Below are 9,656 nucleotides of genomic sequence, written 5' to 3'. Positions count from 1 at the left end.
GCCGTCCGGGATGACAGTTTGGGGAAGTGTGATGAGGCCTTGCCCCAAGGCAGCGGGGCGGGTGCGCGGGGAGGCCGGTTTGGGTGACGCCGCCCAATCTGCTACACAATCTCCTCCAAGGGCGGCCACATCGGCCGCCCGACGTGTTTGAACCATGACCCTTCCCGCCCTCCTCGCCGCCGCCGCCGCCGACGTCCAGGTCGTCACCTTCGGCTGCCGGCTGAACGCCTACGAGAGTGAGGCCCTCCGCGCGCGCGCGCGGGCCGACGGGGTCGAGAACGCGGTCGTCTTCAACACCTGCGCCGTCACCAACGAGGCCGTCCGCCAGGCTCGGCAGGCGATCCGCAAGGCGCGGCGTGAGCGGCCCGGCGCCCGGCTGATCGTCACCGGTTGCGCGGCCCAGATCGATCCGGCCGCCTTCGCCGCCATGCCGGAGGTCGATCTGGTGTTGGGCAACGCCGAGAAGGCGCGGCCGGGGGCGATGAACGACGCGTCCGCCCGCGTGCGGGTCAACGACATCATGAGCGTGCGCGAGACCGCCGGCCATCTGATCGATGGCCTGCGCGACCGCGCGCGGGCCTTTGTCGAGGTGCAGAACGGCTGCGACCACCGCTGCACCTTCTGCATCATCCCCTTCGGCCGCGGCAATTCCCGCTCGGCCGCCGCCGGCGAGGTGGTGGAGCAGGTCCGCAAGCTCACCGCCCAGGGCTATCTCGAGGTGGTGCTCACCGGGGTGGACATCACCAGCTGGGGCTCGGACCTGCCGGGTCAGCCGACGCTTGGCCAGCTCGTGGCCCGCATCCTGAAGCTGGTCCCGGAGTTGCCGCGCCTGCGGCTCTCCTCCATCGACGCCGCCGAGATCGACCCGGACCTGATGCGCTGTCTGGCCGAGGACCCGCGCCTCATGCCCTACCTGCACCTGTCCCTGCAGGCCGGCGACGACATGATCCTGAAGCGGATGAAGCGCCGCCACAGCCGCGCCGACGCCCTGAAGCTGATCGCCGACGTCCGCGCCGTGCGCCCGGACACGGCCTTCGGCGCCGACTTCATCGCCGGCTTCCCAACGGAGACGGAGGCGATGTTCGAAAACACCCTTCAGCTGGTCGAGGACGGAGGGCTGTCCTTCCTGCACGTCTTCCCCTTCAGTCCGCGTCCGGGGACCCCCGCCGCGCGGATGCCGCAGCTCCAGCGGCCGGTGATCAAGGACCGCGCCGCCCGCCTGCGCGCCGCCGGCGAGCGGGCCCTGGAGCGCCACCTGCAGCGCCAGGTCGGCCGCACCCTCACCGGCCTCGTCGAACGCGACGGCGTCGCCCGCGCCGAGGACTTCACCGAGATCGCCTATGCGGGCGAGGCCGCCGTGGGCGCCATCGTTCCCATGACCATCACCGGCCACGACGGGACCCGGGCGATCGGCAAGGTCGCGGTGCTGGAGGCGGCGGAATGAGCGGCTGGTCGGGGGGCTGCCAGTGCGGCGCCGTGCGCTTCCACGCCGAGCGCCTGGGCCGGGCCAGCATCTGCCACTGCCGCATGTGCCAGAAGGCTTTCGGCGGCTTCTACGGTCCCTATGTCGACGTCGAAGGGTTCGAATGGACCCGTGGCGCGCCGAAATATTTCCAGAGCTCCAACCTGATCGCCCGCGGCTTCTGCGGCGACTGCGGGACCCAGCTCTCCTTCGAGTCGCCCCAGTGGCCGGTCAATATCGCCATCGGCGCCTTCGACCACCCCGACAAGATAGTCCCGGTCCTGCAGGTGGGGGTGGAGTCCAAGCTGCCCTATGTGGACGACCTCAAGGGCTTGGCGCAGCGGACCCCGGCGCAGGCGGAGAAGGTGGCTCAATTCTACGCCACCCTCGTCAGCCACCAGCACCCGGACCACGACACGGACGTCTGGCCGCTCTAATCCTCCGGCGTCCCGCGTCCCGGGAAGCCCGGCAGGGCCCAGCCTCGCAGGATCGCGCCGGTTCGGATGGCGAAGGCTGCGGCGAACCCCGCGACCCCCGCCGGGAAGCCCGGAACCTCGAACATCTGCAGGATCACGAAGACGCTGGCCCCCACCAGGGCGGCGGTGACATAGATCTCCCGCTTCAGCAGGATCGACGGCTCGTGGGCGAGCACGTCGCGGATCACCCCGCCGAAACAGGCCGTCAGCGTCCCCATCACCACGGCGGAGAAGGGCGGCGCCCCCAGGGAGGCGGCCTTGGCCGCGCCCACCACGCAATAGGCGGCCAGGCCCAGGGCGTCGAGCCACAGCAGCACCCGCATCCGCCCCTTGCCCGCCCCGAACACCCAGACCGCCATGGCCGCGGCCAGGCAGGCCAGGATATAGGCCGGCTTCTGCACCCAGAAGACCGGCGCCCCGATCAGCAGGTCGCGCAGGGTGCCACCGCCCACCCCGGTCACGGCCGCGAAGAAGCCGAAGGTGACGATGTCGTGCTTGCGCCGCGCGGCGGCGAGCGCGCCGGTGGCCCCGAACACCGCCACGGCGGCGTAGTCCAGCCAGGTCAGGGTGGCGGTCAGCGCGTCCATTCCCCATCCTCTATCGCGCACGCCGAGGAGCCGCTAGAAGCCGCCTATGACTGAACCCAAGAAGGGCTGGTTCCAGCGCCTCGCCGGCGGCCTCACGCGCTCGTCCAAGGCGCTGACCGAACAGGTGGCCGCGACCTTCACCAAGGCGCCGCTGGACCAGGCCAAGCTCGACGAGCTGGAGGAGATGCTGATCGAGGCCGACCTCGGTCCGCACTCGGCCGCCCGCATCACCCAGCGCTTCTCCGACGCCAAGTTCGGCAAGAGCGTCGACGAGATGGAGATCAAGGAAGCCCTGGCCGAGGCCATCGGCGACGAGCTTTCCAGCCGCCAGGGGACCTTCGATCCGCTTTCGGGGCCGAAGCCCTATGTGGTGCTGTTCATCGGGGTCAACGGCTCGGGCAAGACCACGACGCTCGGCAAGATCGCCGCCGATCTGACGGGCAAGGGCGCCAAGGTGCTGGTGGTGGCCGGCGACACCTTCCGCGCCGCCGCCGTCGAGCAGCTCAAGGTCTGGGCCGAGCGCGCCGGCGCCGACTTCATGTCGCGCCCGCCCAATTCCGACGCCGCGGGCCTGGCCTTCGACGCCATCGCTCACGCCAAGGAGAAGGGCCACGACGTGGTGCTCATCGACACCGCCGGCCGCCTGCAGAACAAGCAGGGCCTGATGGACGAGCTGCTGAAGGTCATCCGGGTGGTCAAGAAGCTTGACCCCGAGGCCCCGCACGAGACCCTGCTGGTGCTCGACGCCACGGTGGGCCGCAATGCGCTCGCCCAGGAAAACATCTTCGGCAACCAGATCGGGGTGTCGGGGATCGTCATGACCAAGCTGGACGGCACCGCCCGGGGCGGGGTCCTGGTGCCCGTGGCCCAGGCCTCCGACAGCCCCATCAAGCTGATTGGCGTCGGGGAGGGGATCGAGGATCTTCAGCCCTTCAACGCACGGGCCTTCGCCCGTTCCCTCGTCGGTCTGGAGGACGCATGACCCTGTCGCCTGGCGCCAAGAAGTTCGTCACCGGCTTCGTCGACTACGGATGGCCGGTCGGCTTCGTCATCGCCTATTTCATCACCCACGACACCGTCCAGGCGACCTGGGGCATGGTGGCCGGCGCGGCGCTCGCCCTGGTCATCGGCTTCGTGGTGGAAAAGCGGATCGCCCCCATGCCCCTGGTGGCGGGGCTGATCGCGGTGCTGTTCGGCTGCCTGACCCTGTTCTTCCACGACGACCGCTTCATCAAGGTCAAGCCGACGGTCACCTCCGTCGCCTTCGGCCTGTTCCTGATCGGCGGCATGGTGCTGCGCAAGAACCCGCTGAAGATCCTGCTGGGCAAGGCCTTCCAGATGCCCGACGAGGGCTGGCGCAAGCTGACCTGGCGCTACGGGATCTTCTTCCTCTGCGTGGCGGGCCTGAACGAATTCCTCTGGCGCACCCAGCCGGACGCCACCTGGGTGCTGTTCCGCTTCCCGGGCCTGTCCATCATCCACATCCTGTTCGGCTTCTCCCAGGTGCCGCTGATGATGAAGTACGCCAAGATCGACGAGCCGCCGCCGGTGCCGCCGATCGAATAGGCCGTCCACGGACGGCTGTCGTCAAAACGACGCGAACGGACTATAATGTTCCGGCCCGAGCCAAATCCGAAAGGCGGGGAACTCCATGTCGAAATCGAAGTCTGGCAAGTCAGGCGGGCTCCCGGCCCTCGACCGGTCGCCGAGCCACCTGTTGCATCGCGCCCTGCAGCTGTCCCTGGACCTCTACGCCGAGGCCTTCGGGGCCGGCGGACCGACCCAGCGCCAGTACGCCGTCCTGGCGGCGGTCGAGGCCCATGAGGGCCTGACCCAGACCGACCTGGTCAAGATCACCGGCATCGACCGCTCGACCCTGGCCGACATGGCCGCCCGCATGATCACCAAGGGGCTGCTGGAGCGCCAGCGATCGGCGGCCGATGCGCGGGCCAACGCCGTCAGCCTCACCGAGGCCGGCCGCGAGCTGCTGGAGGAGGCCAAGCCGAAGATGGCCGCCGTCGACGCCAAGCTGCTGAAGCTGCTCTCCTCGGGCAAGCGCGAGGGCCTGGTCAGCGTCCTGCGCGACCTGATCGCCGCCGGCGACGCCGCCGCCCAGCCGTCGGTGGAAAAGCCCGCCAAGAAGGTCAAGGCTGAGAAGCCCAAGCTGAAGAAGCCCAAGCCGGAGAAGGCGCCCAAGGCCGAGAAGCCGGCCAAGCCGGAAAAGACCCCCAAGCCCGAGAAGCCCAAGAAAGAGAAGAAGGCCAAGAAGGCGGCCTGACCCATCACCCGCTCTGGGATGTGTCCCTAGACCTTGATGTCCAGGAGCGAGCCCGGCCGCAGGATCCGCTCCGGCGGATCGGCAGGCAGGTTGGTGGGGATGCGGCCCAGGGGCTGGGCCCGCGTGGTCGGCTGGGCGGCGGCGGCCGAGGTCGGCGCCTCCTGCTGGCCGAGCGCGGCCTGGAAGAAGGCGCGCTGACCCGCATTGCGGGGCGCCTCGGGCCGCTGGATCGGCTGGGCGGTCTGCGGGAAGCCGGGTCGGATCGGGAGCGCCACGTCGGGGCCTTATGGTTAATGCGCGGTCAACGACATCGCGCGGTTCGCCTCAATGTAAGGTTAACGCGGGGCCTTCGCCCAGAGATCCCGGGCGTCTTTTTCGGTGAGCGGTCCGGTGTGCTTGGCCAGGATCATGCCGTCGGCCCCCACCAGATAGGTCTCCGGCACGCCGGTGACCCCCAGCTCGATCCCGGCCCGCCCGTCGCGGTCCACCAGGCGCGCGCCATAGGGGTCCCCCAGGCGGGTCAGGAACGCCTTGGTGTTGTCGGGCGCGTCCTTGTAGGCGATCCCCACCAGGGGGACCCCCTGCGCCTTCAGGGCCACCAGCACCGGCTGCTCGATCTCGCAGGGGGCGCACCAGGAGGCGAAGATGTTCACCAGCGCCGGACCCTTGGCCACCTCGCGCAGGCGCACGGGCCGGCCATCGTCGAGGCTGGGCAGGACCAGGTCCGGGGTCGGCTTGCCCACCAGGGCCTGGGGCTGGACCCGGGGGTCGTGCTTCAAGGCGAACAACCCGAACAGCAGGGCCAGCGCCACCAGGGCGATCAGCGGCAGGAAGGCCAGGCCCCGGTTCACGCCTCGCGGTCCCTGGAAAGCTCCCGCGCGCGTTTGCGCCAGCGGCGGGCGTGGTTGAGGCTGGAGGCGATCATGCCGAGGAAGGCGATCGCGGTCAGGCCGTAGGCGGGCCAGATGAAGGCGGCGTAGGCGCCGGGGTCCAGGTCGAGCATGGTCAGCCCCTCGCCGCGCGCAGGGCCGCGGCCTCGGCGCGGCGGCGCCAGACCTCGCCGCGAATACGCACCAGCCACAGGGACCCGAAGGCCGCCATATAGGCCAGGCCCAGCAGCAGCAGGGGATAGAGGTACTCCACCGTCATGGTGGGGCCGCCCTTGCGGAACACCGAGGCGCCCTGGTGCAGGGTGTTCCACCAGTTCACCGACCAGTGGACGATGGGCAGGTTCACGACGCCCACCAGGGCCAGGATCGCCCCGGCGCGGGCCGCCTTGGCCTCGTCGTCCAGGGAGGCGCGCAGGGCCATATAGGCCAGGTAGAACAGCAGCAGGACCAGGACCGAGGTCAGGCGCGCGTCCCAGACCCACCAGGTCCCCCACATCGGCCGGCCCCACAGCGAGCCGGTGGCCAGCGCCAGGACCGTGAAGGCCGCGCCCAGGGGGGCGGCGGCCTGGGCGGCGGCGTCGGCGAGCGCGTGGCGGAAGACGAGCGCCAGGAAGCTCGCCCCCCCCAGGCAGGCATAGACGAACATGCTCATCCAGGCGGCGGGAACATGGATGAACATGATCCGCACGGTGTCGCCCTGCTGATAGTCCTCGGGGGCGGTGAAGCCCAGCCAGAGGCCGGCGAGCGCCAGCAGCACGGCGATGACGCCGAACATGGGCGCGGCCCAGCGCGAGAACGCCATGAAGCGCTCGGGGTTCGACAGGAAGGCCGGCGCCGGGATCATGCTGGCGAATTAGACCCCGGCGCCGCTTCGGGCAAGCCGGGCCTTCGTCACGAGCAAAGGCATCCAATTCCTCCCCCAGGCCGCAGGCCGTTTCGGGGGAGGTGGATCGCGTGCGAAGCCCGCGAGACGGAGGGGGCTTGGGCATGGAAGCTGCGCCGCCCTAACCCCCTCCACCGCCTCCGGCGGTCCCCCTCCCCCGGTGGGGGAGGAATTAGCTTAGCCGCGGCCGCCCATGCGGTGGCCGCCGCCGTGGCCCTTGCCGCCGTGGCCGCCCATCGGGCCCAGGGCGTCGAAGGCCTTCTTCTGGGACGGCGACAGCTGGCTGTAGAAGCGCATCGTCGCGTCGGCGCGGCGGCTGAACTGGACCTGGCGCTCGGCCATGCGGGCCTTCATGTGGTCCAGGCGCTGCGGCGTGGTCATCGCCGCCCGCTCGCCGCGCTCGGCGCGCATCTTGTCCCGCATTCCGGCCGGGGGAGCCAGGGCGGCGATGAAGGCGTTCAGCGCCGGCTCCTGGGCCGGGGTCAGTTGCAGGGCGTCGCGCAGATGCTGGGCGCGACGGGCGGCCATCTCGGCGGGGTCGCGGTGCGCACGGTCGCCGCGATCGTGGCGCGGGCCGGCGTCCTGGGCGCCGGATATCATGCCGGCGGGCGGGGCGGTTTGCGCCAGGGCGGCGCCGCCAAGGCTCAGGATCGTGGCGCCGATCAGCAGCGGGGTGGTGAATTTCATGGGGTCTCGGACTCCGGGTTGTTACGCCCCTCAAGACCTTCAACGCGTGACCCGGCGGTTTCCGTCGCCGGAAAATTCAGGACAGGGCGTTGCGGCAGGCCGCGGCCATGGCCAGCGGGCCGAGCGCCACCGCCGCGGCGGCGTAGGCGCACAGCAGGGCCAGGCCCGCATGCCAGGGCAATCCATTGCCGAAGGCGTCCAGGGCCGCCCCGCCGAAGATCACCGGGGGCACGAACAGCGGCAGGACGATCACGGCGGTCAGCAGGCCGCCGCGCCGGGCCCCCAGGCTGAGCGCCGCCCCGATCCCGCCGGTGAAGGCGAAGGCCAGGCCCCCCACCAGGGCGCAGGCGAAGATCAGGGGGGCGAGCTCGGGCCGGGCGCCGAGCGCGATGGCCGCCACCGGGGCGGCGAGCGCCAGGGGCGCGCCCGTTGCGATCCACTGGCCCAGGCACTTCAGAGCGCAGACGATCTCCAGCGGCAAGGGCGACAGCACGATCAGGTCGAGCGCCCCGTCCTCGTAGTCGCGCTCGAACAGCCGCTCCAGGGAGAGCAGGGCCGCCAGGGCCAGGGCCACCCAGGCCATGCCGGTGGCGATGGCCGCCAGCCGGGCGGGTTCCGGGCCGGTGGCGAGCGGCAGCAGGGTCGCGGTCCCGGCGTAGAAGCCGAGCGAGACCAGCGGGCCGCCGCCCTTGCCCCAGGCCAGGGCCACCTCGCGCGACAGCAGGGCGCCGGCCCGGCTCACGCCCCGATCTCCAGGGCCTTGGCCGGGACGGGCAGGGGATCGTGCACGGCGGCGACGATCAGTCCGCCACCGGCCAGGTGGCCGGCCATGATCTGGCCGAATCGCTCGCGCCAGCCGGCGTCCAGCGGGCTCAGGGGCTCGTCCAGCAGCCACAGGGGCCGGGGAGCGGCGATGAGCCGCGCCAGGGCCAGGCGCCGCCTCTGGCCCGCCGACAGCCGCCGGACCTCCAGGTCCAGCAGGGTGGAAAGCTCCAGGGTCTTGATCGCGGTCTGGGTCGATTCCGGGGACCCGCCGGTCCAGGCGCTCCAGAAGGTGAGTTCCTCGCGGGCCGTGCGGGCGGGCTTGAGCCCGTCCAGGTGGCCGACCAGGTGCAGGCCCCGGGCCCGGGCCTCAGTGGGATCGAGGCCTCCGAAGCCCACCGTCCCGGCCTCGGTCTGGACCAGGCCGGCGATGGTGCGCAGCAGGCTGGTCTTGCCCGCGCCGTTTCGGCCGGTCAGGGCGGCGGCCTGGCCTGAGTCGAGGGTCAGGTTCAGGCCCTCGAAAAGCAGGCGCCCCCCCCGCCGCACGGCCAGGTTTTCGAGGCTCAGACGGGAGATCACGGGCGCGGGGTTCCCACTGCATGGACGTGGGCCAAGCCAGGGTCTATGACGCGCGCGGCCGACGCCGCCTTGGGGGGCGTACGCGGCGCGGGGGCGGACGCTGTGTGTCCGCCTCGAAAAGCGCGCGATCCCCGAAGCGGTGGTGAAGCGGCCGTGAACAGAGGAAGGATCCCTTATATGGCGTCGATCGACAGCCTGAAGACCCGCCGCGAACTGACGGTGGGCGACAAGACCTACGTCTACTACAGCCTTCCCGCCGCCGAGGAAGCCGGACTTTCGGGCGTTTCGCGCCTGCCGGCCTCCATGAAGGTGCTGCTGGAAAACCTGCTCCGTAACGAGGACGGCCTCTCGGTCGGCCCCGACGACCTCACGGCGCTCGCCGCCTGGCTGGTCAACAAGGGTTCCGTGGAGCACGAGATCAGCTTCCGCCCGGCCCGGGTCCTGATGCAGGACTTCACCGGCGTGCCCGCGGTCGTGGACCTGGCCGCCATGCGCGACGCCATGACCCACCTCGGCGCCAACCCCGAGAAGATCAACCCGCTGAACCCGGTCGACCTGGTCATCGACCACTCGGTGATGGTGGACCACTTCGGCACCGCCAAGGCCTTCGGCGAGAACGTCGAGCGCGAGTACGAGCGCAACATCGAGCGCTACCGCTTCCTGCGCTGGGGCTCCTCGGCCTTCAACAACTTCCGCGTCGTGCCCCCCGGCACCGGGATCTGCCACCAGGTGAACCTGGAATATCTCGCCCAGACCGTCTGGACCCTCGACGAGGCCGGCGAGACCACCGCCTATCCCGACACCGTCGTCGGCACCGACAGCCACACCACCATGGTCAACGGCCTGTCGGTCCTGGGCTGGGGCGTGGGCGGCATCGAGGCCGAGGCCGCCATGCTGGGCCAGCCGATCCCGATGCTGATCCCGGAAGTCATCGGCTTCCGCGTCACCGGCGCCATGCCGGAAGGCGCGACGGCCACCGACCTGGTGCTCACCGTCACCCAGATGCTGCGCAAGAAGGGCGTGGTGGGCAAGTTCGTGGAATTCTACGGTCC

14 protein-coding genes are annotated in these 9,656 nt (G+C 70.8%); 6 read left to right on the top strand and 8 right to left on the bottom strand.

Translation table 11 applies throughout. From position 1 onward, the window contains the following. The first annotated feature begins 154 nt into the window (after positions 1-154). On the top strand, positions 155-1,444 hold the full coding sequence (mtaB, locus tag Q7T09_RS09375) for a tRNA (N(6)-L-threonylcarbamoyladenosine(37)-C(2))-methylthiotransferase MtaB (protein WP_370689223.1): 1,290 nt from the start codon (positions 155-157) through the stop codon (positions 1,442-1,444). Then, positions 1,441-1,899: a GFA family protein gene (locus tag Q7T09_RS09370; protein ID WP_304699340.1), complete on the top strand. Its 459-nt coding sequence runs from the start codon at positions 1,441-1,443 to the stop codon at positions 1,897-1,899. The genes mtaB and Q7T09_RS09370 overlap by 4 nt, the downstream gene beginning before the upstream one ends. Here the strand turns inward: Q7T09_RS09370 and Q7T09_RS09365 are convergent. Then, positions 1,896-2,525, bottom strand: coding sequence for a trimeric intracellular cation channel family protein (locus Q7T09_RS09365; protein WP_304699339.1), 630 nt, complete (start codon positions 2,523-2,525; stop codon positions 1,896-1,898). The two genes, Q7T09_RS09370 and Q7T09_RS09365, sit on opposite strands and share 4 nt — an antisense overlap. Before the next feature lie 46 nt (positions 2,526-2,571). Between Q7T09_RS09365 and ftsY the strand changes: the two genes are divergently transcribed. The 3 genes from ftsY to Q7T09_RS09350 all read left to right on the top strand — a co-directional run bounded on the left by ftsY (position 2,572) and on the right by Q7T09_RS09350 (position 4,803). Next, on the top strand, positions 2,572-3,507 hold the full coding sequence (ftsY, locus tag Q7T09_RS09360; RefSeq protein WP_304699338.1) for a signal recognition particle-docking protein FtsY: 936 nt from the start codon (positions 2,572-2,574) through the stop codon (positions 3,505-3,507). After that, positions 3,504-4,091 (top strand): inner membrane-spanning protein YciB, encoded by a 588-nt coding sequence (locus tag Q7T09_RS09355; protein ID WP_304699337.1) that lies wholly within the window; start codon positions 3,504-3,506, stop codon positions 4,089-4,091. Before ftsY ends, Q7T09_RS09355 begins: the two co-directional genes overlap by 4 nt. An 85-nt stretch (positions 4,092-4,176) precedes the next feature. Next, positions 4,177-4,803 (top strand): MarR family winged helix-turn-helix transcriptional regulator, encoded by a 627-nt coding sequence (locus Q7T09_RS09350; protein WP_304699336.1) that lies wholly within the window; start codon positions 4,177-4,179, stop codon positions 4,801-4,803. A 26-nt stretch (positions 4,804-4,829) separates the two neighbouring features. Here the strand turns inward: Q7T09_RS09350 and Q7T09_RS09345 are convergent, their stop codons facing one another. From Q7T09_RS09345 to ccmA, 7 genes are all read right to left on the bottom strand, one after another. Then, positions 4,830-5,078 (bottom strand): hypothetical protein, encoded by a 249-nt coding sequence (locus Q7T09_RS09345; RefSeq protein ID WP_304699335.1) that lies wholly within the window; start codon positions 5,076-5,078, stop codon positions 4,830-4,832. Between the two features lie 60 nt (positions 5,079-5,138). Next, positions 5,139-5,654, bottom strand: a complete 516-nt coding sequence (locus Q7T09_RS09340) for a DsbE family thiol:disulfide interchange protein (RefSeq protein WP_304699334.1) — start codon at positions 5,652-5,654, stop codon at positions 5,139-5,141. Beyond that, positions 5,651-5,806 carry a heme exporter protein CcmD gene (ccmD, locus tag Q7T09_RS09335; RefSeq protein ID WP_304699333.1) on the bottom strand — a complete coding sequence of 52 codons (156 nt, stop codon included), beginning with the start codon at positions 5,804-5,806 and terminating at the stop codon, positions 5,651-5,653. Before ccmD ends, Q7T09_RS09340 begins: the two co-directional genes overlap by 4 nt. A 2-nt stretch (positions 5,807-5,808) precedes the next feature. After that, positions 5,809-6,537, bottom strand: a complete 729-nt coding sequence (ccmC, locus tag Q7T09_RS09330) for a heme ABC transporter permease CcmC (RefSeq protein WP_304699332.1) — start codon at positions 6,535-6,537, stop codon at positions 5,809-5,811. Positions 6,538-6,753: 216 nt separating this feature from the next. Then, positions 6,754-7,263: a Spy/CpxP family protein refolding chaperone gene (locus Q7T09_RS09325; protein WP_304699331.1), complete on the bottom strand. Its 510-nt coding sequence runs from the start codon at positions 7,261-7,263 to the stop codon at positions 6,754-6,756. A gap of 76 nt (positions 7,264-7,339) precedes the next feature. Continuing rightward, the gene (gene ccmB / locus Q7T09_RS09320) at positions 7,340-8,005 is read right to left on the bottom strand and encodes a heme exporter protein CcmB (RefSeq protein WP_304699330.1); all 666 of its coding nucleotides are present in this window, start codon (positions 8,003-8,005) and stop codon (positions 7,340-7,342) included. After that, positions 8,002-8,604, bottom strand: coding sequence for a heme ABC exporter ATP-binding protein CcmA (gene ccmA, locus Q7T09_RS09315; RefSeq protein ID WP_304699329.1), 603 nt, complete (start codon positions 8,602-8,604; stop codon positions 8,002-8,004). Before ccmA ends, ccmB begins: the two co-directional genes overlap by 4 nt. Before the next feature lie 177 nt (positions 8,605-8,781). Here ccmA and Q7T09_RS09310 point away from each other — a divergent pair. Then, positions 8,782-9,656, top strand: an 875-nt coding sequence (locus Q7T09_RS09310; protein WP_304699328.1) for an aconitase family protein, incomplete at its 3' end; no start/stop codon positions are given.

This window comes from Phenylobacterium sp., assembly GCF_030645195.1.
Classification (GTDB): domain Bacteria; phylum Pseudomonadota; class Alphaproteobacteria; order Caulobacterales; family Caulobacteraceae; genus Phenylobacterium.
The sequence above is the reverse complement of the archived record's forward strand: the minus strand, read 5'-3'. Positions and strand labels throughout refer to the sequence as shown.

Excerpts from the sequence above, each read along its gene's own strand:
- mtaB (WP_370689223.1), top strand. The coding sequence starts at position 155 with ATGACCCTTCCCGCCCTCCTCGCCGCCGCCGCCGCCGACGTCCAGGTC.
- Q7T09_RS09350 (WP_304699336.1), top strand. The coding sequence starts at position 4,177 with ATGTCGAAATCGAAGTCTGGCAAGTCAGGCGGGCTCCCGGCCCTCGAC.
- ftsY (WP_304699338.1), top strand. The coding sequence starts at position 2,572 with ATGACTGAACCCAAGAAGGGCTGGTTCCAGCGCCTCGCCGGCGGCCTC.
- ccmC (WP_304699332.1), bottom strand. The coding sequence starts at position 6,537 with ATGATCCCGGCGCCGGCCTTCCTGTCGAACCCCGAGCGCTTCATGGCG.
- Q7T09_RS09355 (WP_304699337.1), top strand. The coding sequence starts at position 3,504 with ATGACCCTGTCGCCTGGCGCCAAGAAGTTCGTCACCGGCTTCGTCGAC.
- Q7T09_RS09365 (WP_304699339.1), bottom strand. The coding sequence starts at position 2,525 with ATGGACGCGCTGACCGCCACCCTGACCTGGCTGGACTACGCCGCCGTG.
- Q7T09_RS09325 (WP_304699331.1), bottom strand. The coding sequence starts at position 7,263 with ATGAAATTCACCACCCCGCTGCTGATCGGCGCCACGATCCTGAGCCTT.
- ccmD (WP_304699333.1), bottom strand. The coding sequence starts at position 5,806 with ATGCTCGACCTGGACCCCGGCGCCTACGCCGCCTTCATCTGGCCCGCC.
- Q7T09_RS09370 (WP_304699340.1), top strand. The coding sequence starts at position 1,441 with ATGAGCGGCTGGTCGGGGGGCTGCCAGTGCGGCGCCGTGCGCTTCCAC.